27 protein-coding genes and 1 tRNA gene are annotated in these 22,476 nt (G+C 59.3%); 10 read left to right on the top strand and 18 right to left on the bottom strand.

The features are described from left to right. Nucleotide 1 precedes the first annotated feature (1 nt). Genes J2W17_RS17835 through J2W17_RS17820 form a run of 4 tightly spaced genes read left to right on the top strand, consistent with a single transcriptional unit; the run spans nt 2 to nt 2,248 of the window. Complete coding sequence (locus J2W17_RS17835) at nt 2–394, top strand: ASCH domain-containing protein (RefSeq protein WP_307336797.1); 393 nt, start codon at nt 2–4, stop codon at nt 392–394. A 58-nt stretch (nt 395–452) separates the two neighbouring features. Then, on the top strand, nt 453–737 hold the full coding sequence (locus tag J2W17_RS17830) for a hypothetical protein (protein WP_307336794.1): 285 nt from the start codon (nt 453–455) through the stop codon (nt 735–737). A 42-nt stretch (nt 738–779) separates the two neighbouring features. Next, entirely contained in the window at nt 780–1,199 is a 420-nt protein-coding gene (locus J2W17_RS17825; protein ID WP_307336793.1) for a hypothetical protein, read from the top strand. Then, nucleotides 1,085–2,248: a tyrosine-type recombinase/integrase gene (locus J2W17_RS17820; protein ID WP_307337677.1), complete on the top strand. Its 1,164-nt coding sequence runs from the start codon at nt 1,085–1,087 to the stop codon at nt 2,246–2,248. Before J2W17_RS17825 ends, J2W17_RS17820 begins: the two co-directional genes overlap by 115 nt. Before the next feature lie 78 nt (nt 2,249–2,326). Here J2W17_RS17820 and J2W17_RS17815 read toward each other — a convergent pair. The 9 genes from J2W17_RS17815 to thrS form a co-directional block, all read right to left on the bottom strand. Continuing rightward, nucleotides 2,327–2,403: transfer RNA gene (locus J2W17_RS17815), tRNA-Pro, on the bottom strand. A gap of 89 nt (nt 2,404–2,492) precedes the next feature. Next, entirely contained in the window at nt 2,493–2,849 is a 357-nt protein-coding gene (locus J2W17_RS17810; RefSeq protein ID WP_003179985.1) for a MerR family transcriptional regulator, read from the bottom strand. After that, nucleotides 2,830–3,132: an integration host factor subunit alpha gene (ihfA, locus tag J2W17_RS17805; protein ID WP_002553164.1), complete on the bottom strand. Its 303-nt coding sequence runs from the start codon at nt 3,130–3,132 to the stop codon at nt 2,830–2,832. The genes J2W17_RS17810 and ihfA overlap by 20 nt, the downstream gene beginning before the upstream one ends. Before the next feature lie 3 nt (nt 3,133–3,135). Continuing rightward, complete coding sequence (gene pheT / locus J2W17_RS17800; protein ID WP_307336786.1) at nt 3,136–5,517, bottom strand: phenylalanine--tRNA ligase subunit beta; 2,382 nt, start codon at nt 5,515–5,517, stop codon at nt 3,136–3,138. A 26-nt stretch (nt 5,518–5,543) separates the two neighbouring features. After that, the gene (pheS, locus tag J2W17_RS17795; RefSeq protein ID WP_007905876.1) at nt 5,544–6,560 is read right to left on the bottom strand and encodes a phenylalanine--tRNA ligase subunit alpha; all 1,017 of its coding nucleotides are present in this window, start codon (nt 6,558–6,560) and stop codon (nt 5,544–5,546) included. Between the two features lie 109 nt (nt 6,561–6,669). After that, nucleotides 6,670–7,026 (bottom strand): 50S ribosomal protein L20, encoded by a 357-nt coding sequence (gene rplT / locus J2W17_RS17790; protein ID WP_307336783.1) that lies wholly within the window; start codon nt 7,024–7,026, stop codon nt 6,670–6,672. A 28-nt stretch (nt 7,027–7,054) separates the two neighbouring features. Next, nucleotides 7,055–7,249: a 50S ribosomal protein L35 gene (rpmI, locus tag J2W17_RS17785; protein ID WP_002553160.1), complete on the bottom strand. Its 195-nt coding sequence runs from the start codon at nt 7,247–7,249 to the stop codon at nt 7,055–7,057. A gap of 60 nt (nt 7,250–7,309) precedes the next feature. Continuing rightward, entirely contained in the window at nt 7,310–7,861 is a 552-nt protein-coding gene (gene infC, locus J2W17_RS17780; protein ID WP_176469887.1) for a translation initiation factor IF-3, read from the bottom strand. After that, nucleotides 7,861–9,783: a threonine--tRNA ligase gene (gene thrS / locus J2W17_RS17775; RefSeq protein ID WP_307336778.1), complete on the bottom strand. Its 1,923-nt coding sequence runs from the start codon at nt 9,781–9,783 to the stop codon at nt 7,861–7,863. The genes infC and thrS overlap by 1 nt, the downstream gene beginning before the upstream one ends. 373 nt (nt 9,784–10,156) lie before the next feature. On the opposite strand from thrS, the gene J2W17_RS17770 reads away from it, so the two are divergent. Together J2W17_RS17770 and J2W17_RS17765 are read left to right on the top strand one after the other, a co-directional pair. Continuing rightward, complete coding sequence (locus tag J2W17_RS17770; protein ID WP_307336774.1) at nt 10,157–10,459, top strand: hypothetical protein; 303 nt, start codon at nt 10,157–10,159, stop codon at nt 10,457–10,459. A gap of 292 nt (nt 10,460–10,751) precedes the next feature. Next, nucleotides 10,752–10,964, top strand: coding sequence for a cold-shock protein (locus J2W17_RS17765; protein WP_007905882.1), 213 nt, complete (start codon nt 10,752–10,754; stop codon nt 10,962–10,964). A 72-nt stretch (nt 10,965–11,036) separates the two neighbouring features. On the opposite strand, the gene J2W17_RS17760 is transcribed toward J2W17_RS17765, so the two are convergent. Both J2W17_RS17760 and J2W17_RS17755 read right to left on the bottom strand, forming a co-directional pair. Beyond that, a complete protein-coding gene (locus J2W17_RS17760; protein WP_307336770.1) occupies nt 11,037–11,357 on the bottom strand; it encodes an I78 family peptidase inhibitor in 321 nt (106 codons plus the stop codon). 165 nt (nt 11,358–11,522) lie between these two features. After that, complete coding sequence (locus tag J2W17_RS17755) at nt 11,523–11,828, bottom strand: hypothetical protein (protein ID WP_307336767.1); 306 nt, start codon at nt 11,826–11,828, stop codon at nt 11,523–11,525. A 132-nt stretch (nt 11,829–11,960) separates the two neighbouring features. Between J2W17_RS17755 and J2W17_RS17750 the strand changes: the two genes are divergently transcribed. Further along, nucleotides 11,961–12,173: a hypothetical protein gene (locus J2W17_RS17750; RefSeq protein WP_307336764.1), complete on the top strand. Its 213-nt coding sequence runs from the start codon at nt 11,961–11,963 to the stop codon at nt 12,171–12,173. A 29-nt stretch (nt 12,174–12,202) separates the two neighbouring features. On the opposite strand, the gene J2W17_RS17745 is transcribed toward J2W17_RS17750, so the two are convergent. The 7 genes from J2W17_RS17745 to J2W17_RS17715 all read right to left on the bottom strand — a co-directional run bounded on the left by J2W17_RS17745 (nt 12,203) and on the right by J2W17_RS17715 (nt 19,277). Continuing rightward, nucleotides 12,203–13,231 carry a nucleoside hydrolase gene (locus J2W17_RS17745; protein WP_307336761.1) on the bottom strand — a complete coding sequence of 343 codons (1,029 nt, stop codon included), beginning with the start codon at nt 13,229–13,231 and terminating at the stop codon, nt 12,203–12,205. A 45-nt stretch (nt 13,232–13,276) separates the two neighbouring features. Then, complete coding sequence (gene rbsD, locus J2W17_RS17740; RefSeq protein ID WP_307336757.1) at nt 13,277–13,681, bottom strand: D-ribose pyranase; 405 nt, start codon at nt 13,679–13,681, stop codon at nt 13,277–13,279. After that, complete coding sequence (gene rbsK / locus J2W17_RS17735; protein WP_307336754.1) at nt 13,678–14,595, bottom strand: ribokinase; 918 nt, start codon at nt 14,593–14,595, stop codon at nt 13,678–13,680. The genes rbsD and rbsK overlap by 4 nt, the downstream gene beginning before the upstream one ends. Before the next feature lie 117 nt (nt 14,596–14,712). Continuing rightward, nucleotides 14,713–15,732 carry a LacI family DNA-binding transcriptional regulator gene (locus J2W17_RS17730; RefSeq protein WP_307336751.1) on the bottom strand — a complete coding sequence of 340 codons (1,020 nt, stop codon included), beginning with the start codon at nt 15,730–15,732 and terminating at the stop codon, nt 14,713–14,715. Nucleotides 15,733–15,735: 3 nt separating this feature from the next. Next, nucleotides 15,736–16,713 carry an ABC transporter permease gene (locus tag J2W17_RS17725; protein ID WP_307336748.1) on the bottom strand — a complete coding sequence of 326 codons (978 nt, stop codon included), beginning with the start codon at nt 16,711–16,713 and terminating at the stop codon, nt 15,736–15,738. Beyond that, nucleotides 16,710–18,263, bottom strand: a complete 1,554-nt coding sequence (locus tag J2W17_RS17720; protein ID WP_307336745.1) for a sugar ABC transporter ATP-binding protein — start codon at nt 18,261–18,263, stop codon at nt 16,710–16,712. The genes J2W17_RS17725 and J2W17_RS17720 overlap by 4 nt, the downstream gene beginning before the upstream one ends. Nucleotides 18,264–18,320: 57 nt before the next feature. Beyond that, nucleotides 18,321–19,277, bottom strand: coding sequence for a sugar ABC transporter substrate-binding protein (locus tag J2W17_RS17715; protein ID WP_307336742.1), 957 nt, complete (start codon nt 19,275–19,277; stop codon nt 18,321–18,323). A gap of 463 nt (nt 19,278–19,740) precedes the next feature. Here J2W17_RS17715 and J2W17_RS17710 point away from each other — a divergent pair, with 463 nt between their 5' ends. The 3 genes from J2W17_RS17710 (at nt 19,741) to J2W17_RS17700 (ending at nt 21,988) form a co-directional block, all read left to right on the top strand. Next, nucleotides 19,741–20,829, top strand: a complete 1,089-nt coding sequence (locus tag J2W17_RS17710) for an asparaginase (protein ID WP_307336739.1) — start codon at nt 19,741–19,743, stop codon at nt 20,827–20,829. A 195-nt stretch (nt 20,830–21,024) separates the two neighbouring features. Continuing rightward, a complete protein-coding gene (locus J2W17_RS17705; protein ID WP_307336735.1) occupies nt 21,025–21,294 on the top strand; it encodes a DUF1654 domain-containing protein in 270 nt (89 codons plus the stop codon). Between the two features lie 4 nt (nt 21,295–21,298). After that, entirely contained in the window at nt 21,299–21,988 is a 690-nt protein-coding gene (locus J2W17_RS17700) for an endonuclease I family protein (protein WP_307336732.1), read from the top strand. The last annotated feature ends 488 nt before the right edge of the window (nt 21,989–22,476 follow it).

The raw sequence follows: 22,476 nt of genomic DNA, 5'->3' as shown, positions 1-22,476 counted from the left end.
CATGAAGGCACTATCAATTCGCCAGCCGTGGGCCTGGCTTATCGTCCACGGCTGGAAAGATGTTGAAAACCGCAGCTGGCACACCAAGCACCGAGGACGGTTCCTGGTTCACGCTGCACAAGGAATGACTCGTGCCGAATACCAGGACGCTGTCATGTTCGTCGCAAGTTTCGGGCCTACCGACCTACTGGTGGACTTCGCCCCGTTTGAGGAGCTGCAACGTGGCGGAATCGTCGGCTCTGTTGAGCTCGTTGATAGCGTCGACACCAGCGAATCGCCCTGGTACATGGGCGAGAAGGCGTTTCTGCTGGTCGATCCTAAGCCGCTGCCCTTTGTGCCGCTGAAGGGCCGACTCAACTTCTTCGAAGTACCTGACGAACTGGTGACGCCATGATCATCCCAGTCTACGCCCTCGCCTACATGGCCTCGCTCATCTATTCGGGCCCGCGGCGATGACCTGCTACGCCGTGTACGACCAGGATCGGCGAAAGATCGGAATCATGTGCGGCAAGCTCGGGCCGCACTGCACTGAATGCGGCGATGTCGGGGTGAACCTCTGCGACTTCCCGGTCGGCAAGGGGAAGACCTGCGACCGGTCGATCTGCGGCTACCACTCAGCCAAGGTCGGAATCGACATCGACTACTGCCCCGCCCACTACGCCGAATGGCAAGCCTTCCGCGATGCAGGCGGCGTAAAGCACGAACTCGAAAACGTCGCCCCGTTCAAGGACGCGTAAATCCATCCCACCTTCTGCCGCCAGGCGCGGCATGGAGCACCTATGTCTGCTGAACTGGCGCAGGCGCCCTCCCGGCCCAAGCGCGAAAACATCCTCCCACGCTTCATCAGGGCCGGCGCCGCTCCCATCTACCTGGGGATGTGCCGTGCCGAGTTCGACAAAACCGTGCGCCCTTATGTCAGCGAGTTCCCGATCGGTGAGCGCGGTGTCGGCTTCGATCGACAGGAGCTGGATGACTGGGCAACGGCGTACGTCGAGGCCAAAGCAATTGATAAAAAACGCGCCCCGGAGCAACAATTGCCCCGCAGCGAGCGCCTGAAAGGAGATAAATCATGGCGCGAAAATCGATCACAGGCCTCTCCGAAAGGAAAGGCATCTGGCATATCGACAAGAAAATCAACGGAGAACGACTTTACGAAAGCACTAGAACTGGTGACCGGGAAGAAGCGGAACGCTACCTGATCTACCGGCTGGAGCAGATCCGGCAACAGAAGGTGTATGGCGTGAAGAGGGTCAGGACATGGCGGGAGGCGGCCACTCGCTTCCTGCTGGAGTTCAAGGATCAACCTTCCATCAAGTTGTCAGCGCACCACCTTTCTCAGCTGGACCCGTTCATAGGCGACATGCAGCTGACCCACATTGATGACCAGGCCCTGGAGCCATTCATCAAGGACAGGTTGGCGACCAAGAAGCTCGAGGGCGGGAAGGTAAAGAAGGGTGTGAGCAACAGAACGGTGAATATCTCGATCGAGCGAGTGGTTCGGGTTTTGTCGTTATGTGCCAGGAAGTGGCGAGACGATGAGCGAAGGCCGTGGCTGGATAGCGTGCCGATGCTCACGAAGCTGGAAGAGAAGAAGTCGAGCCGCAAGCCGTACCCGATGTCATGGCCGGAGCAGTCAATTCTGTTTGCGGAATTGCCGCCCCACCTGCAGACGATGGCGTTGTTCAAGGTGAACACCGGCACGCGCGAGCAGGAGGTCTGCAAACTGAGATGGGATTGGGAGATTTCGGTACCGGAACTCGGGACCAGCGTTTTTCTGATACCGGCTGACTTTGGCGGCCGCCACGAACGGTCCGGAGTGAAAAACGGTGATGAGCGGTTGGTCGTGCTCAACAACGTGGCCAAGTCGATCATCGACAAGCAGCGAGGTCTGAGCAAGGAATGGGTTTTCCCTTACAACGGCACCGCGATGCATCGAATGAACGACACGGCCTGGAAGAAGGCTCGGGTGAGAGCGGCGAAACTCTGGCAGGAGGAAAACCTTCGCCCCGCTCACCCAGGTTATGCATCCATAAGGATCCACGACCTCAAACACACATTTGGCCGTCGGCTACGCGCAGCAGGCGTCACCGAGGAAGACCGCAAGGCTCTTCTGGGCCACAAGAACGGCAGCATCACCAGTCACTACTCGGGCGCGGAGCTCGGGCATCTGATTGAAGCTGCGAATATGGTATCAGCAACCGATTCGCGTGGACCGGTCCTGACAATTTTGAAGAGGAAGCAGGCGTGAGAAAAGGAGAAGTCACGCAAAAGTCACGCACATGAAAAAGCCCAACTCGCGAAAGCTGGGCTAAGTCATTGAAAAATATGGTCGGGACGGAGTGATTCGAACACTCGACCCCTAGCACCCCATGCTAGTGCGCTACCGGACTGCGCTACGCCCCGACTAGGCGTGAAACTCGTCCCTCATCTCGAGGGACGCTCAAGAATATATCCCAAGCTTTTGAAAACTGGAAGTATTTAAAAGCAGAAATTTATTTCTTGAGCACAACCAGCACATCCTCCAACTCGGCAATCATTTGCCGGATCATCTGTTTGTACTGGGTGGTGTCATCTTTGGCTTCATCGCCGGACAAACGCAAGCGCGCGCCGCCGATGGTGAACCCCTGATCGTAAAGGAGCGCGCGGATCTGCCGGATCATCAGCACGTCCTGGCGCTGATAATACCGGCGGTTTCCGCGGCGCTTGACGGGGTTGAGTTGAGGAAACTCCTGCTCCCAGTAGCGCAGCACGTGCGGCTTTACGGCGCACAGCTCGCTGACTTCACCGATGGTGAAGTAGCGTTTGCCAGGGATGACGGGGAGTTCGTCGTTATGACTTGGTTCCAGCATAAGCCTCAACTCGGGCCTTCAACTTCTGCCCTGGACGAAAGGTGACCACACGGCGAGCCGTGATCGGGATTTCTTCCCCCGTTTTCGGATTGCGGCCAGGCCGCTGGCGTTTGTCCCGGAGGTCGAAATTGCCGAAACCGGACAATTTGACCTGTTCGTTGTCTTCAAGAGCGTGCCTGATTTCTTCAAAAAACAGTTCGACCAATTCCTTGGCTTCCCGTTTGTTCAGGCCCAGCTCTTCATACAGACGTTCCGCCATCTCAGCTTTCGTCAAAGCCCCCATACGTCACTTCCTTAACGTGGCGTTCAACCTTTGTTCGAGCGAGGTGAGGATGTTTTGTGTCGTGGAATTCACCTCATCGTCATTAAGAGTGCGCGATGGATGCTGCCAGGTCAAGCCGACTGCAAGGCTTTTTCTATCAGGATCAATGCCTTTACCCTGATACACGTCAAATAGCCTGAGGTCTGTCAGCCACTCGCCTGCATTTTCACGGATTACGTCCAGTACGGCGCTGGCGGCGACGTCTTTGTGCGCGATCAGGGCCAGGTCACGTCGCACTTCAGGAAAGCGCGATAACTCCTGGAATTTAGGCATTTTACCCAACGCCACTTCGGCCAGAATCAGCTCGAAGACGAAGACCGGACGGTCGAGACCGAGGGTTTTCGACAGTTCGGGGTGGATCGCGCCGACGTAGCCCACCAGGCGACCTTCACGTTCGATGCGCGCGGTTTGACCCGGGTGCAACGCAGGGTGTTTGCCCGGCACGAAGGTGAACGAATCCAGGGCACCGGCGAAACCGAGTACGGCTTCGACGTCGGCCTTGACGTCGAAGAAGTCGACGACATCGCGACCTTGTGCCCAGCCTTCCGGCAGGCGACTGCCGCAAACCACACCAGCGATCATCGGCTCTTGCTTCAAACCGTCCAGCTGGCCGACGAAGCGCAGGCCACTTTCGAACAGGCGGACGCGATCCTGCTGGCGGTTAAGGTTGTGCTGCAGTGCCTTGACCAGACCCGGCCACAACGATGAGCGCATGGCGGCCATGTCGTTGGAGATCGGGTTCGCCAGTAGCAGCGGTTCGACACCTGGATTAAACAATTCGAATTGTTTCGGATCGATGAAGCTGTAGGTGATCGCTTCCTGGTAGCCACGTGCCACCAGCAGACGGCGCAACTCGGGCAGGTCGCTACGGGCTTCGGCCTTGGCTTGGGGGGCCAGGCGTGCTTGCGGGTAGCGGACCGGCAGACGGTTGTAGCCGTACAGGCGAGCCAGTTCTTCGATCAGGTCGACTTCCAGGCTGATGTCGAAGCGATGGCTTGGCACTTCTACGCGCCACTGCCCTGCCCCGTCGGCGGATACGGTCAGGCCCAGGGCGTTGAGCAGGCGCTCGACTTCGGCCGGTTGCATTTCCATGCCGAGCATCTGGGTGATGCGCTGGGCACGCAGGGTGACCGGCGCGATTTTCGGCAGGTGTTGCTCGCTCACGGTTTCGATGATCGGGCCGGCTTCGCCGCCGGTGATGTCCAGCAGCAGGCCAGTGGCGCGCTCCATGGCTTCACGGGCCAGCTGCCAGTCCACGCCACGCTCGTAGCGGTGCGAGGCGTCGGTGTGCAGGCCGTAGGAGCGGGCCTTGCCGGCGACGGCGATCTGGTCGAAGAATGCGCTTTCGAGGAATACGTCGCGGGTGGTCGCGGTGTTGACGCCGCTGTGCTCGCCGCCCATGACGCCGGCGATGGCCAGGGCGCGGGTGTGGTCGGCGATCACCAGGGTATCGCTACGCAGGCTGACTTCCTGACCGTCGAGCAGTACCAGCTTTTCGCCTTCTTCGGCCATGCGCACGCGAATGCCGCCATTGATTTCGGCGAGGTCGAACGCGTGCAGCGGTTGACCCAGTTCCAGCATCACGTAGTTGGTGATGTCGACGGCGGCGTCGATGCTGCGCACGTCGGCACGGCGCAGACGCTCGACCATCCACAGCGGCGTCGCCCTGGACAGGTCGACGTTACGGATCACGCGACCCAGGTAACGCGGGCAGGCGGCGGGCGCCAGCACTTCTACCGAACGCACTTCGTCGTGCACGGCCGGCACGGTGGCGGTGACCGGACGGGTGACTCCGGTGGCGTACAGCGCGCCGACTTCACGGGCCAGGCCGGCCAGGGACAGGCAGTCGCCGCGGTTCGGGGTCAGGTCGACTTCGATGCTCGAGTCGTCCAGGCCCAGGTATTCACGGATGTCTTCGCCAACCGGCGCATCGGCCGGCAATTCCATCAGGCCGTCGTTGCCTTCGCCGACTTGCAGCTCGGCTTGCGAGCACAGCATGCCGTTGGACTCTACGCCCCGCAGCTTGGCTTTCTTGATCTTGAAGTCGCCTGGCAGTTCGGCACCGATCATGGCGAACGGGATCTTCAGGCCCGGGCGCACGTTGGGTGCACCGCATACTACCTGGAAGGTCTGCGAACCATTGCTGACCTGGCATACGCGCAGCTTGTCGGCGTCCGGGTGCTGCTCGGTGCTCAACACCTCGCCCACCACCACACCGGTGAATTCGCCGGCGGCCGGCGTTACGCTATCGACCTCAAGACCGGCCATCGACAGACGGGCAACCAGCTCGTCGCGACTTACCTGCGGGCTAACCCAGGCACGCAGCCATTTTTCACTGAATTTCATCCTGCTCTCCTAAAAATTCGTTACGACTAGCGAAATTGCGCGAGGAACCGCAAGTCGTTGTCGAAGAACAGACGCAAGTCGTTCACGCCGTAACGCAGCATGGCCAGACGCTCAACGCCCATGCCGAAGGCAAAGCCCGAAAACTCTTCCGGATCGATCCCGGACATGCGCAACACGTTCGGATGAACCATGCCGCAGCCCATCACTTCCAGCCAGCCGGTCTGTTTGCAGACACGGCAGCCTTTACCGCTGCACATCACGCATTCCATGTCGACTTCAGCGGATGGCTCGGTGAACGGGAAGTACGAGGGACGGAAACGCACGGCCAGCTCTTTTTCGAAGAACACGCGCAGGAACTCTTCGATGGTGCCTTTGAGGTCGGCGAAATTGATGTCGCGATCGACCAGCAGGCCTTCGACCTGGTGGAACATCGGCGAGTGGGTGATATCGGAGTCGCTGCGGTACACACGGCCCGGGCAGACGATGCGGATCGGCGGCTGCTTCGATTCCATGGTGCGGACCTGTACCGGCGAGGTATGGGTGCGCAGCAACATGTTGGCATTGAAATAGAAGGTGTCATGCATCGACCGGGCCGGGTGATGGCCTGGGATGTTGAGCGCTTCGAAGTTGTGGTAGTCGTCTTCGACCTCAGGGCCTTCGGCAATGCCGTAGCCGATATGGGTGAAGAACTGTTCGATACGTTCCAGAGTGCGAGTAACCGGATGCAGACCACCCGAGGTCTGGCCGCGGCCAGGCAGGGTCACGTCAATGGACTCGGCGGACAGTTTGGCGGCCAGGTCGGCCTCTTCAAACAGTGCCTTGCGCGCATTGAGAACCTCTGTGACACGCTCCTTGGCAACGTTGATCAGGGCGCCGACTTGCGGACGCTCTTCGGCCGGCAGATTCCCCAGGGTCTTCATCACCTGAGTCAATTCGCCCTTCTTGCCAAGGTAGTGAACCCGGATTTGCTCCAGGGCATTGATATCTTCAGCGCTTTGCACAGCCTCTAGTGCTTGAGAGACGAGCGCATCCAGGTTTTCCATGTACAGACTCCAGATACAAAATAGGGGAAGAGCTTGAAGGCTCTTCCCCTATTTATGACGTTTAGCACCTGGCCCCACAGAGGTGAGGCCGGGTAACTGTCGGGGGTACTTAAGCCAGGCTGGCTTTAGCTTTCTCGACAATCGCAGCAAACGCCGCTTTTTCGCTCACTGCCAGATCAGCCAGAACCTTACGGTCGATCTCGATGGACGCTTTTTTCAGGCCGGCGATGAAACGGCTGTAGGACAGACCGTTGATACGTGCACCAGCGTTGATACGAGCGATCCACAGAGCGCGGAACTGACGTTTTTTCTGACGACGGTCACGGTAGGCGTATTGGCCTGCCTTGATTACCGCTTGCTTGGCAACACGGAATACGCGCGAGCGAGCGCCGTAGTAGCCTTTAGCAAGTTTCAGAATTTTTTTGTGACGTTTACGGGCAATGACGCCACGCTTTACACGAGCCATGAGTTACTTCCTCTATTCTTGACTAAAATTAACGAAGGCGCAGCATGCGCTCGACTTTTGCCACGTCAGACGGATGCAGCAAGCTGCTACCGCGCAGTTGACGCTTACGCTTGGTCGACATTTTAGTCAGGATGTGGCTCTTGAAAGCGTGCTTGTGCTTGATACCGTTAGCAGTTTTCAAAAACCGCTTAGCAGCACCACTTTTCGTTTTCATTTTTGGCATGTTCGGATACTCCGCATTCAGTTGATAAACATAATCAGAAGGCCTGCCGTGCCCTGATGATTACTTCTTCTTTTTCGGGGCGATGACCATGATCAGCTGGCGTCCTTCCATCTTAGGATGCTGTTCGACCGAACCGTATTCGAGCAGGTCACCTTCAACCCGCTTGAGCAGTTCCATCCCCAGCTCCTGGTGGGCCATCTCACGGCCGCGGAATCGCAAGGATACCTTGGCCCTGTCCCCATCACTCAGGAAACGTACCAGGTTGCGCAGTTTTACCTGGTAATCCCCTTCCTCCGTCCCTGGACGAAACTTGATTTCTTTAACCTGAATCTGCTTCTGGTTTTTCTTGGCCGCGGCAACCTGCTTCTTCTTTTCGAAGATCGATTTGCCGTAGTCCATCAGTTTGCAAACAGGGGGTACTGCATCGGCGGAAATTTCCACCAGATCCAGTTTGGCCTCTTCAGCCTTAAGAAGCGCGTCTTCAATTGACACAATCCCAAGCTGTTCACCCTCAGCTCCAATTAACCGAACCTCGCGTGCCGAGATATTCTCGTTGATCGGGGCTTTCGGTGCAGCTCGTTTATCTTGTCTCATTTCACGCTTAATAGTAATTACTCCGAATCTGGGCGACCACGCCGGGAAACCGCTTGCGCGAGAAACTCAGCGAACTGGGCGACGGGCATCGAGCCCAGGTCAGCACCTTCACGAGTACGCACAGCGACAGTCTGCATCTCGACTTCCCGATCTCCGATAACCAAGAGATAGGGAACCTTGAGCAAGGTATGCTCGCGGATTTTAAAGCCGATCTTTTCATTTCTCAAGTCAGACTTGGCACGAAATCCGCTTTCGTTGAGGGTTTTTTCAACCTCGGCGGCGAAATCGGCCTGTTTATCAGTGATATTCATGATCACTGCCTGGGTCGGAGCCAGCCACGCGGGGAACGCACCCTCGTAGTGCTCGATCAGGATTCCGACGAAACGTTCGAAGGAGCCCAGGATCGCCCGGTGCAACATAACCGGGTGCTTGCGACTGTTGTCTTCGGAGACATATTCGGCTCCCAGACGGATAGGCAGGTTAAAATCGAGCTGAAGGGTACCACATTGCCAGACACGGCCAAGGCAATCTTTCAGCGAGAATTCGATCTTCGGACCGTAGAACGCCCCCTCGCCCGGCTGCAGATCGTACGGCAGCCCAGCACTATCAAGGGCTGCAGCCAATGCCGCTTCGGCGCGATCCCACAGCTCGTCGGAACCGACGCGTTTTTCCGGACGAGTGGACAGCTTCATCTCGACGTCTTTAAAGCCGAAGTCGGCATAGACGTCCATGGTCAGCTTGATGAACGCCGCGGATTCGGCCTGCATCTGCTCTTCGGTGCAGAAGATGTGAGCGTCGTCCTGGGTGAACGCACGCACGCGCATGATGCCGTGCAGCGCACCCGACGGCTCGTTACGGTGGCAGGCACCGAATTCGGCCAGGCGCATCGGCAACTCGCGGTAGCTTTTCAGGCCCTGGTTGAACACCTGCACGTGGCACGGGCAGTTCATCGGCTTGATCGCGTAGTCGCGGTTTTCCGACTGGGTGGTGAACATGTTGTCGCCGTAGTTGGCCCAGTGTCCGGATTTCTCCCACAGGCTGCGGTCGACGACTTGCGGCGTCTTGATTTCCAGGTAGCCGTTGTCACGCTGAACCTTGCGCATGTACTGCTCGAGCACCTGGTACAGAGTCCAGCCGTTCGGGTGCCAGAACACCATGCCCGGCGACTCTTCCTGGGTGTGGAACAGGCCCAGGCGCTTGCCGATCTTGCGGTGATCGCGCTTCTCGGCTTCTTCGATGCGCTGGATGTAAGCCGCCAACTGCTTCTTGTCGGCCCAGGCGGTGCCGTAGACGCGCTGCAATTGCTCGTTCTTGGCATCGCCACGCCAGTAGGCGCCGGACAGCTTGGTCAGCTTGAAGGATTTCAGGAAGCGCGTGTTCGGCACGTGCGGACCGCGGCACATGTCGACGTATTCTTCGTGATAGTACAGACCCATGGCCTGTTCGTTCGGCATGTCCTCGACCAGGCGCAGCTTGTAGTCCTCGCCACGGGCCTTGAACACTTCGATCACTTCGGCGCGCGGAGTGACTTTCTTGATCACGTCGTAATCTTTTTCGATCAGCTGTTGCATGCGCTGTTCGATGGCGGCCAGGTCGTCCGGAGTGAAAGGACGCTCGAAGGCGATGTCGTAATAGAAGCCTTCGTCGATGACCGGGCCGATGACCATTTTCGCGGTCGGGTACAGCTGCTTGACCGCGTGGCCAACCAGGTGGGCGCAAGAGTGGCGAATGATCTCCAGCCCCTCTTCATCCTTTGGCGTAATGATTTGCAGCGTGGAATCGCTGTCGATGATGTCGCTGGCGTCGACCAGCTTGCCATCGACCTTGCCGGCCACGGTGGCCTTGGCCAGGCCGGCACCAATGGAGGCGGCGACCTCGGCTACGGAAACCGGGTGATCGAATGAACGTTGACTGCCGTCGGGAAGAGTAATAGTTGGCATGGCGCCTCCTCTCCTAGTGGTGACCCCTACCAAAGGTCACGTGGGTTGGGATGAGCCAGTACAAGATCCGGTCCAGGCCATTCAATGACGAACGCCTGCCTTACAGCGGCAGGAGCCTTGCGGCCAACCGGAAAACCGAACCAGAGTGACTGGGATTCAAATCAGGGTTATTCGCGCTCTTGCCGCCACCGGGACTGAAGGTCATCCGGAGCTTGCAAACGCCCGAGCGAGGCATGCTAGCACAGATGAACGGTCGTCGCCGCAGCGGCACCGCTACGGGGGCAAATCAACGGTTTTTATGCGAGAGTGCTGAACTTGAACCCCGCTTTACCCCTCAGATAACAAGACATTGACCCACAAGGAGCATCCGAGCATGCGTCTGAATCGTTTATTCGCGGTAATCGCCCCCGTCGTCCTGCTGCTGCCACTGGCCGCCCATGCCGATTGGCCAAAGGGCGAGCGCGAGAAATACATGGCTCAGTGTACCGAGGCAGCCACCCCTCAGATCGGCGCGGCCGCAGCCAAATCTCACTGTGCTTGCGGGGCTGATGCGATCAAATCGTACCCGGCCGGCGATATCCAGGCCTTGATGGACAACACGGCGAATGACGCCTTGAAACAGAAAGCACTGACGAAAATCGCTTCGTGCAAGGCCGATCCCAAGGCGAAAAAGTAAGCCGGACTGACGGCTTTCAGGGCCTCGATCGACAATGAAAAGCCACTAAAAAGGGTTTTTTCCTACGATTTTTGCAGGTTCTACAGCTTTTTTTATCGTCTTTACTTTCGGCTGAGAGCCTTTAAAACCGGGGCTTTCAGCCATACAAAGCAACAAAGAACGGGCTACTGTAGGACAAACAGCACGTCCGGGGGGCTCCCAAAGCGAACATTTCGACTATGATACCCCGGTGTGCCCAGTTGGCCTGAGCAGCACAGCACTACTGAAAATATATGTTTCTTGGAGATACACCATGTCTAATCGCCAAACCGGCACCGTTAAATGGTTCAACGATGAAAAAGGCTTCGGCTTCATCACTCCTCAAGGTGGCGGTGACGACCTGTTCGTACACTTCAAAGCTATCGAAAGCGACGGTTTCAAAAGCCTGAAAGAAGGCCAGACCGTTTCCTTCGTGGCTGAGAAAGGCCAAAAGGGTATGCAAGCTGCACAAGTCCGCGCTGAGTAATTTTCAGCCGCACTAAAAAAACCCCGTCCATGTGACGGGGTTTTTTATGAGCGAAACAAAAGCCTGAAACGATCAGCCGCAGTTGACGCGGGTGACCACCCGGCTGGCATCGGTGTTCAGGTTCAGGCGATCGGAGCGGTACTCCAGGGTCACCATGTCGGTGGGCAGGAGGAACCGTGCATTCTGTGCGCCTGCTCGGGTGCGTGCCTGTTCCAGCAGTTCGGGCGAAGCCTTTTTGCCAATGGTGAATTCGGCAGCTTTTGCCTCACAACGGCTGTGCCCCGTGTCAGTGGTGGTGACAGGGTCTGTTGTCGACTCGGTGGAGGTAGTGCTGCAACCTGCCAACAGGGCAGCGGCCAGCAAAGTACCCAATGACGCGAGCTTCCAAGGCATGAAGCCTCCTTTTTTCAATAGTTGAGCTGAGATCGTGCGACCGCCAATCTGGCGTTTGGTTTCCCGGGGCGTGCCAGCGCCCTGCCCTCGATCATGAAAAGCGGCGAGTTTGCCTGAGCATCCGCGACTGTCCACTGCATAATCATGACTGAATATGAACAAGTCTCAATAGACGTCGATGTAATCGAAAGGCGGATTCGGCCAGTTCTGTTTCAGCGCATTGAAGATCTGCATGACCCAGACCTCGTCACTGGCCGCGACACGCCCGACATAACCGGAGCCCTTGGCCCAGGTTTCCAGGCGAAACAACAGCCCGTCGATATCGGTGCCACCCACGACACCCGACGAGATATAGGCGATGCCGCCCTTGGTCACCCGCAACTGCGTGTGCTCATCATCGCTGGCAGAGGCCAGCATCTGGCGCACCGCTTCAAGGGTCAAGCCGTCGGGGGTGTTCAAATCGATCTGCACGGCACGGTCCTTGAAAATTGATCAAAGGCCAAGTGTCGCATAGCCCTCCTCTGATGCCTAAGTCGGAGTGCCAAACGTCGCGCAAAATGGTTAACTTCACACTCAGACTTTCCCGACATCTCGAGCACCATCATGACCACCGTAAGCATCGACGCCAATATCAATGCCAGCTGGCCACAGGGCCATAGTTCCTACAGCCCCGGCAGCCCGGAAGAGTTGGCAATCATCGCGATCGATCTATTGGTCAAGGAACTGGGCACCGAAGCCGCCCGCTCATTCATCACCCAGGTGTTCACCAAGTACCCGGAAACCTACCAGGGCATCGCCCAGACAGCCAGGAACTGAGCGCAGGCGGGCAACTGCGGGCCGGCAGCTTACCTCAGACGTGCCAGGCGCTCGGTCAGCAGGTCAAAGAAGCCCTGGGCGTCGCCGCTTTCGACCCAGAAAGCATTCTTCGGCGCTTTCAGGCCGTCATACCAGTCGACGATGGTCTGGCCGAAGGTCGGGCCTTCGCGGCTATCGACCACCACGTTCACTGAACGGCCGGTGAACAGCTCAGGCTTGAGCAGGTAGGCGATCACCGTGGCGTCATGCACCGGGCCACCCGCAAGGCCGTAGTGCTCCATGTCGCCCTTGACGTACTCATTGAGAATATCGCTCACCAGCTTGCTGGCAGTGTTGTCGATCGCCGCGATCTGCTTCAGGCGCGCCTCACTGGTGAGAATCTTGTGGGTCACATCCAGCGGCAAGTAGGTCAGCTTCACGCCACTCCTGAGCACGACCTCAGCGGCCTGCGGGTCGGCGAACAGGTTGAACTCGGCCACTGGCGTGATATTGCCGCCGTTGAAGTGCGCCCCGCCCATGACCACCACCTCTTTGATGCCCTGGACGATTCCGGGCTCCTGGATCAGGGCCAATGCCAGGTTGGTCTGCGGACCGAGCATGGCGAGGGTGATGCTGTGGGGCCTGGCGGCCTTCAAGGTCTCGATCAGGTAGTTGACCGCGCTGCCTTCGGCCAGGCCCGCCTTCGGCTCGTGGACGGCGACACCCGACAAGCCCTCCTTGCCATGGATGTCCTCGGCGTAGATAGGCGTGCGTATCAGCGGTTTCGGCGCGCCCGCATACACCGGCACCTCTTCGCGCCCTGCCCACTCGCGGGCCAGCCGTGCATTGCGCGATGTCTTGTCCAGTCGCACATTGCCGGCAACGGTGGTCAGCGCGCGGATGCTCAGTTCTTGCGGCGACGCCAGGGCAAACAGCAAGGCCACCACGTCGTCGGCACCGGGATCGGTGTCGATGATCAGGTCGATCTGTTGCGCCGCCCGGGCGCTTGTTGCGGTCATCAGGGACAAAAGCAGCAGACTCCGTAGCAGGTGATGCAGTTTCTGAGCATAGCGGTACATGGCGCACTCCTTGTGCATGAAGTATCAAACATTAAAAAGTGGTCATTAAAACGTGACCCCGGCCACCAGAATGATGTTGCTGTACGGCTGGCATTCGCCGGTGCGGACAATCGCTCGCGCCTGGCGGCTGAGAATTTTGAATTGTTCATGGCTGAGCCACTCACGCCGACCCAGTGCACCTTCGGCATCCAGCTCATCCAGCGTCGCCAGTGCCGGGGGTTTCTTGCCCAGAATCTCTTGCGCCAGCACGTGGCTTTCGACCTGCATCTCGCTGAGCACGACCTTCAAGGTGCTGACGAAATCCGGAATGCCGTGGGTCAGCGCCAGGTCGATCAGTTCGACGCCCGGTGGCACCGGCAGGCCGGCATCACCAATCACCACCCGGTCGCCATGGCCCAGGGAAGCGATCAGTCGCGACAGGGCGACGTTGAGCAAGGGTGTCTTTTTCATGGTGCTTCAAAGGCCTGTACGTCGGACAAAGTGGGGATCGACGGTTGCGCACCGGCACGGGTCACCGACAGCGCCGCAGCGCCCTGGCCAAAACGGATCGCCTCGGCTTCGCTTTTGCCGGCCGCCAGCGCGGCGGCGAAACCACCGACGAACGTGTCGCCGGCCGCGGTGGTATCGACTGCCTTTACCTGCAGCGCCGGAAAATGTTCGATGCCGGCGCCATTGGCAAACAGCGAGCCCTGCGCACCCAGGGTAATGATCACCTTGGCGGCACCCAGGGCGAGCAAGCGAGTGGCGGCAATTTCGGCGGTAACCAGGGAGTCCACGGGCAACCCGCTGAGGGCCGAGGCCTCGCTTTCGTTGGGAATCAGGTAATCGATGGCCGCGTACCAGTCCGCCGGCAACGGGCGACTGGCCGGGGCCGGGTTGAGGATCACGGTTTTGCCCAACTCGCGGCCGCGCTTGAGCGCGTGGCCGACCGTGGCATCCGGCACTTCCAGCTGGCAGATGATCACATCCGCCGCCTGCAATACCGCGTCGAAACGGTCGATCACTTCCGGCGTCAGTGCGCCGTTGGCACCGGCGACAATCACGATCGCGTTCTGGCTGTTGTCATCGACCACGATCAAGGCCACGCCGCTGGAGTCGTCGACCACGCTGACCGCCTGGCAATCGATCTGCTCGGCCAACAGCGCCCCGCGCAGCTGTTCGCCATAGGCGTCGCTGCCCACGCAACCGACCATCGACACTTGCGCGCCCAGCCGAGCCGCCGCCACCGCCTGATTGGCGCCCTTGCCACCGCAGACCGTGACGAACGACTGGCCGATCAGCGTTTCGCCGCCACGGGGCAGTCGCGGTGCGCGGGTCACCAGGTCCATGTTCAGGCTGCCTATCACCACTACTTTTTTTGGCATGCGTCACTACTCAATTCGGGTTTCAGCGGAGCTTTCGTTTTATGGAGCGTCGTTTTATAGAGCTTTCGTTTTATGGAGCGTCGTTTTTTGAGCATTCGGTTCAATCGAACTTCAGGCTCAGCGATATTCAGAAAACACCCCGGCCAGCGGCGCCGTCGATTCGCGCAGGACAATACTGGGCGTCACGATCCGTTGATCGGTGGCCATGGCCGGTGTGGCGATCCGGCGCAGCAGCACTTCAGCGGCCATCTCGCCCAGTTGCAGGATCGACTGGCCGACGGTGGTCAGCGCCGGATAGACATAACGGCTCATCTGGATATCGTCGAAGCCGATCACCGACAGTTCGGTCGGCACTCGGATATTGCGCTCGGCGGCGGCTCGCAGCACGCCGATGCCGATCATGTCGTTGCCGGCAAATATCGCGCTGGGCGGGTTCTTTTCCAGCAGGATCGCCGCCGCGCTGTAGCCGCCGGTGCTGGTGAAATCGCTTTCCAGCATGCGTTCACGAGGCACCGTGACACCCGCCTCCTTCAAGGCACGGCAATAACCGGCAAGGCGCATCTGCGCCACGCTGGTGTTCGCCGGACCGCCGATGGTGGCAATGTCGCGATGCCCCAGTTCCAACAAGTGCTTCGTCGCCAGCCAGGCGCCGTACTCGTGATCGATGCGCACCAGGTCGGCGTCGACACCCTCCAGCCCCCGGTCGACGATTACCATTGGCGTGCGCACGCCAGCCAGGCCTTGCGCCAGCCCCGCGTCGCCGCCGGCCGATGCCACGATCAAGCCGTCGATACGCTTTTCCAGCAGCACCCGCAGGTAGCTGCGCTGCTTGTCCGGGTTGTCGTCGGAATTGCACAGGATCACGCAATAGCCATTACGCTCGCAGTAGTCCTCGATACCCCGCGCCAGTTCGGCGAAGTACGGGTTGAGGCTATTGGGCACCAACAGGCCGATGGTCGCCGTGGTCTTGGCCTTGAGCGATCGGGCGACCGCGCTGGGTACGTAGTCGAGCGTCTGGATCGCGGCCTCGACCTTCACCCGTACTTCTTCGCTGACCGGCCGGGTCTTGTTCACCACATGGGAAACCGTGGTGTAGGAGATTCCCGCCAGTGCCGCTACATCCTTGATGGTTGCCATGACTCAGGTCCGCCGGCTTGCGCGCTGACTGCGATAAGTATCGAGCACCACCGCCACCACGATGACCGCGCCGGTGATGATGCGTTTGGTCGGTTCGGTCGCGCCGATCTGCGCCAGACCGGCGGCCAGTACCGAGATGATCAACACGCCGAAGAAAGTACTGATGACCGAGCCGCGCCCGCCCATCAGGCTGGTGCCGCCAATCACCACCGCGGCGATCACTTGCAGCTCCAGGCCGGAGCCGGCATTCGGGTCCGCCGCTTCCAGCCGGGAAATCTGGAACAGCGCGGCGACACCGGCCAGCAGCCCCATCAGGCTGAACACCAGGATCTTGTAGGGTTTCGGATTGATCCCGGCCAGGCGCACCGCTTCTTCGTTGGTGCCGATGCCGATCAGGTAGCGACCGAACACGGTCCGGGTCAGCACGGCCTGGGCAATGAAAATGATCAACAAGGCGATGATGAACGACGGCGAGATGCCAAAGACGATCGGGTTGGACAGCCAGGCGAAGGCGTCACCGATGTAGGCCGTGCGCGAGCCGGTCATCTGATACGCCACGCCGCGAGCCATTTCCAGCACGCCAAGGGACACGATGAACGACGGAATCCGCCAGGCGACAGTGATCGAGCCGGTGATGGTCCCGGCCAACGCCGCAGCGCCCATCCCCAACAACGCCGCCGGCAGCACGCTCCAGCCCCAGCCGAGAATCGCCACGCTGACCGTCGATGCCGCCAGCGCCAACACCGAACCGACCGACAGGTCGATGCCGCCGATGATCAACACGAACGTCATGCCGACCGCCAATACCATCAGGTCCGGGATCTGGTTGGCCAGGGTGCTGAAAGTGTCGTACGACAGGAAATGGCTGCTCAGGACCGAAAACAGCGCGACCATGGCCAGCAAGGCGCCGGCCAGTCCCAGATAAGTACCGAGGCCATAAAAGTTGCCACTACGTTTGCCGATGGACGTTGCAGTCGTCATGAAAAATCCCTTGGCGCTGCTTCGTCGAGCAACGCATCACGTTTTTGATAGCCGGCGAATGCGGCGGCAAGCAACTCATCCTGGGTCCAGCTGGCACGCTCGAAGGTGTCGATCAGACGCCCCGCCGAGAGCACGCCGATGCGGTCGCAGATCAGCATCAGTTCGCGCAGGTCGCTGGACACTACCACCAGCGCCTTGCCCTGACGGGTCAACTCGCCGAGCAAGGCATAGATGTCGAACTTGGCGCCAATGTCGATGCCGCGGGTCGGCTCATCGAACAGCATCACCGAGCAGTCGCGCTCCAGCCAGCGGCCGATCACGACTTTCTGCTGGTTGCCGCCGGACAGTTCCGACACCAACTGCGTGGGGCTGGAACTGCGGATGCGCATGGCGTCGATCTGACGCCGGGCCAGGGCAATCTCGTCGCCGTTGTTGACGAAGCCGCCGCTGGAAATCACCGGCATATTGCCCAGGGCGATATTGGCGCTGATCGATTGGGTCAGCAGCAGGCCTTCGCCCTTGCGGTCCTCGGTGATCAGGGCGATGCCGTGCCCGACTGCATCCGCCGGTGAACGGATGCTCACGACTTGCGCCGGCGAGCCCAGCGCAACGGTGCCGCTGTCTGCCGTATCCGCGCCGAAAATCAGGCGCAGCAACTCGGTGCGCCCTGCCCCGATCAAACCGGAAATCCCGTAGATCTCGCCGGCGCGCACTTCAAAGGACACGTCGCGAACCTTGTCGGAACGGCTCAGGCCTGTGACCGTCAACGCCGGCGCACCGATCTGGCGCGGGCCCATGTCGATGTGTTCGCCGAGTTCACGACCGACCATCAAGGTGACCAGTTGCTCGCTGTTGTAATTGGCCATCGGCTCGACGCAGACCAGGTGGCCGTCACGCAATACCGCGATGCGCTGGGCGACCCGTGCCAGCTCTTCAAGGCGATGGGAAATGTAGATGATCGATACGCCGCGCGCCTGCAGGCGGGTGATCTGCTCGAACAGCATCTCGACTTCCCGGGCGGTGAGCATCGCGGTCGGTTCGTCGAGGATCAGCACATGGCAGTCTCCAATCAGGTTGCGCGCGATCTCGACCATTTGCTGATGGCCGATACCGAGTTCGCCGACCAGGGTGTCCGGGTCGATGGCGTCGAGCCCGACCTGGGCCATGGCCTCGATTGCCGCCTGGCGCAGTTGCTTGCGGCTGATCCAGCCACCGTGACTGGGCAAGTTGTGCAGAAACAGGTTTTCCGCCACCGACAGGGTCGGCAGCAGATTGAGCTCCTGCATGACCATGCGGATGCCCAGGTTTTCAGCCTGGGTCCGGCTGCCGGGCCGATACGCCTGACCCTGGAACTGCATCTGGCCGGTGGTCGGGGTCACCAGCCCGCCAATGATCTTCGACAGCGTACTTTTGCCGGCGCCGTTCTCGCCGGTCAGCGCCAGCACTTCACCGCGCATCAGCGTCAGGTCGATGCCGCTCAGCACCGGTTGGGCGTAGGTCTTGCCGATGCCGCTGACCGAGAGCACAGCGTTCGGGGCGAAAACTGACATAAAAACTCTCCACGTGCTCGCCGTTACGGGCGAGCACAGTTTGTGTCGCCAGAAGGACTACTGGGTTACCAGCTCAACCGGAGTTTCAATGACGCCATTGACGCCGCTGTCGACTTTCTCGCCCTTGATGATCTTCAGCGCGGTCTCTATGCCGAACACGGCCTGCCTGGCGGCGAACTGGTCAGCGGTGGCCAGTACGCGGCCATCCTTGAGCATGGGCTTGATGGCGTTGATGTTGTCGTAGCCGACCACTTGCACCTTGCCGGCCTTGCCGGCGGCGCGCACGGCAGACACTGCGCCGACGGCCATGCTGTCGTTGCCCGCCAGCAGGGCCTTGATGTTCGGGTATTCGCTGAGCATGGAGGCGGCAACCTGGTTGCCCTTGTTGATTTCCCAATCGCCGGATTGCAGGGACACGACCTTGATCTGCGCCGCCTCCATCGCATCCTTGAAGCCTGCGGTGCGGGCCTGGGCGTTGGTAGTGGTGGAGACGCCTTCGATGATGCCGACTTCGTCACCGGCCTTCAGCTGTTTCGCCAGGTACTCGCCTACCAGACGCGCGCCTTTGCGGTTATCCGGACCTACGAACGGCACTGTGATGTTTTTGCTCTTGACCACCGCCGGGTCCAGTTGGTTATCGATGTTGACCACGGTGATGCCGGCATCCACCGCTTTCTTGATCACCGGCACCATGGCCTTGGAGTCTGCGGGCGCGATGACCAGCGCGTTGACCCTGGAGACGATCATTTGCTCGACGATGCGGATCTGGTTCGCGGTGTCCGTTTCGTCCTTGATGCCATTGGAAATCAGCTCGAAGTCGCCGGAGTGGTCTTTCTGGTAAGCCTTGGCGCCGTCTTCCATGGTCAGGAAGAACTCGTTGGCCAGGGATTTCATGACCAGCGCGACTTTGGGTTTTTCAGGGGTTTCGGCGAATGCCGAGGAGACGGGCAGCGCGGCGGATGCGGCAGCCAGCATAGCGACAGCAAGAAGACGTCCAGCGAATGGCAGCTTCATGGGTTCACTCCGATCTTATGATTATTGTGAGCAACGCTTGCGTTGGCGTAATGCATATCGCGCTCGCCGTGGATCAAGCCATCGGCAACATCGCGCAAACGTTTGCGAGTAACGAACTATGCGAAGGCTGCGGACATTTGTCAACGACGGCAAAGGATTGTTTTGTATCCGTTGGCGCCGCATAGGCAGGCAATAGGTAATTGGCAATGCTAACTGGATCGGTGCGCTCGGAGAGCCGAACACGAATGCCGCAGATGTTCGGAAATCCGGACGACCCGACGCTGATCCGTTTAAAATTGTTTAAGAAATAATGATACAAATCATTAGGTTACGAGTTATTTCCAATACAAGGCATGTCTGGTATGAATCCTGCTCCCTCTCGTAAACCCCAGCGTTCAGCTCGCCTTGGGGCGTATCTAGATGATCCTGCATCAGCACCGTCTGACTACAAGAGAGAAAAATAATGACATCTGTTTTCAAGACCTTCGTTCCGGGCGCCTTGGCCCTCCTGCTACTGCTGCCCACCGCCCTTCAGGCCAAAGAAGCGCAACCCCAACAAAAACTGGCAAACGTGGTGATCCTGGCCACCGGCGGCACCATTGCCGGCGCCGGTGCCAGCGCGGCCAATAGCGCGACTTACCAGGCGGCGAAAGTAGGCATCGAACAATTGATCGCCGGGGTTCCGGAACTGAGCCAGCTGGCCAACGTTCGCGGCGAACAGGTCATGCAGATCGCCTCCGAAAGCATCACCAACGACAACCTGCTGCAACTGGGTCGTCGCGTCGCCGAACTGGCCGACAGCAACGACGTCGACGGCATCGTCATCACCCACGGCACCGACACCCTGGAAGAAACCGCGTACTTCCTGAATCTGGTGGAAAAAACCGACAAGCCGATCATCGTCGTCGGCTCCATGCGCCCGGGCACCGCGATGTCCGCCGACGGCATGCTCAACCTGTACAACGCCGTGGCCGTGGCCAGCAGCAAAGATGCCCGGGGCAAAGGCGTACTCGTGACCATGAACGATGAAATCCAGTCGGGTCGCGACGTCAGCAAGATGATCAATATCAAGACCGAAGCGTTCAAAAGCGCCTGGGGCCCACTGGGCATGGTTGTGGAAGGCAAATCCTACTGGTTCCGCCTGCCGTCCAAGCGCCACACCATGGATTCGGAATTCGACATCAAAACCATCGAGAGCCTGCCGAACGTCGAAATCGCCTACTCCTACGGCAATGTGAGCGATACCGCCTACAAAGCCCTGGCGCAGTCGGGCGCCAAAGCCATCATCCACGCCGGTACCGGCAACGGCTCGGTCTCTTCGCGGGTGGTTCCAGCCCTGCAGGACTTGCGCAAGGACGGCGTGCAGATCATCCGCTCCTCCCACGTCAACGCCGGCGGTTTCGTGCTGCGCAACGCCGAACAGCCTGACGACAAGTACGACTGGGTCGTGGCCCATGACCTGAACCCGCAGAAGGCTCGCATCCTGGCCATGGTCGCGCTGACCAAGACCAATGACAGCAAAGAGCTGCAGCGGATGTTCTGGGAATATTGATTCGCCTCGCCCTCGCCTGACCGGTTCCGGTCGGGCACTGAATCCACCACTCGCCAGCGTTGGCGAGTGGTGATCACCGCCTTCCGATATTCCGATAAAAATTTTCCATCTTCCTACACCAAACGGAAAAAACAGCTGTCAGAGGATTTTCTTGAATTTTAAGTAGTTGCGAAATTGCCTACAGTTAAATACTGTATGCACGTACAGCTTAATAAGGATAATTCCGTGGCCTCCAGCTCTGTTTCTCCTGACACCTATGTACGCATGGGTCTTCGCGTTCAGAAAATCATCAATTCCCCCACCGCACAAAAAGCCAAAGCCGCCTTGATCTTTCGTCTGCCGGACGAACCCGTGGACGAGTGGGAACAATTGCTCGAAGAGATCGATGAGAACGACAACGTCACCCTCGCGTATCGCGACGATGGTGGCGTGCAGATTTTCTGGGTTGTGCCGAAGGAAGACTGAGTCGATGAGTGCCCGCTGGTTTGCTTTGCTGTTTCTATCGATCTCCCTTGGCGCCCAGGCTGGCGCCCCACGCACCTTCAGCGAGGCCAAGAAAGTCGCCTGGAAGCTGTACGCCCCGCAATCCACCGAGTTTTATTGCGGCTGTAAATACACCGGCAACAAGGTCAATCTCGCGGCCTGCGGTTATGTCCCGCGCAAAAACGCCAAGCGCGCGTCCCGCATCGAGTGGGAACACATCGTCCCGGCCTGGCAAATCGGCCATCAGCGTCAGTGCTGGCAAGAAGGCGGGCGCAAGAACTGCACACGCTACGATCCGGTCTACCAGAAGGCCGAGGCCGACCTGCATAACCTGGTGCCGAGCATCGGCGAGGTGAATGGCGACCGGAGCAATTTCAGCTTCGGCTGGTTGCCGGTGCAGAGCGGTCAATACGGCTCGTGCCTGACCCAGGTCGACTTCAAGGCGAAGAAGGTCATGCCCCGCCCTTCCATTCGCGGCATGATCGCCCGGACGTATTTCTACATGAGCAAGCAGTATGGTTTGCGCCTGTCGAAACAGGATCGACAACTATACGAAGCCTGGAACAAAACCTATCCGGTGGAGGCTTGGGAGCGTCAGCGCAACCAGAGCGTGGGCTGCGTGATGGGGCGCGGCAACGAGTTTGTCGGGCCGGTTGATTTGAAAGCCTGCGGTTAAGCGGGCATCGTTGCTGTAGCTCGGTGCAGGAGCCAGCTTGCTCCAGGCGGCGCTCCGACGATGGTGGTCAACGATAACCCGTATCGTCTGAATGAAGGCGTCGCCCTTGAGACCATCGCCAGCAAGCTGGCTCCTACAAAGGCGGCCCTGTGGGAGCGAGCCTGCTCGCGATGGACGACAACGATGATGCGTATCGTCTGAATAAACGCGTCGCCCTTGCGACCATCGTCGGAACGCCGCCCGCAGCAAGCTGGCTCCTACAAAGGCGACCCTGTGAGAGCGAGCCTGCTCGCGATGGACGACAACGATGATGCGTATCGTCTGAATAAACGCGTCGCCCTTGAGACCATCGTCGGAACGCCGCCCGCAGCAAGCTGGCTCCTACAAAGGCGACCCTGTGGGAGCGAGCCTGCTCGCGATGGACGACAACGATGATGCGTATCGTCTGAATAAACGCGTCGCCCTTGCGACCATCGTCGGAACGCCGC

This window comes from Pseudomonas lini (assembly GCF_030812475.1).
Lineage (GTDB): Bacteria > Pseudomonadota > Gammaproteobacteria > Pseudomonadales > Pseudomonadaceae > Aquipseudomonas > Aquipseudomonas lini_A.
Note: the sequence above shows the minus strand (reverse complement) of the source record. Positions and strands in the feature narration are given on the sequence as shown.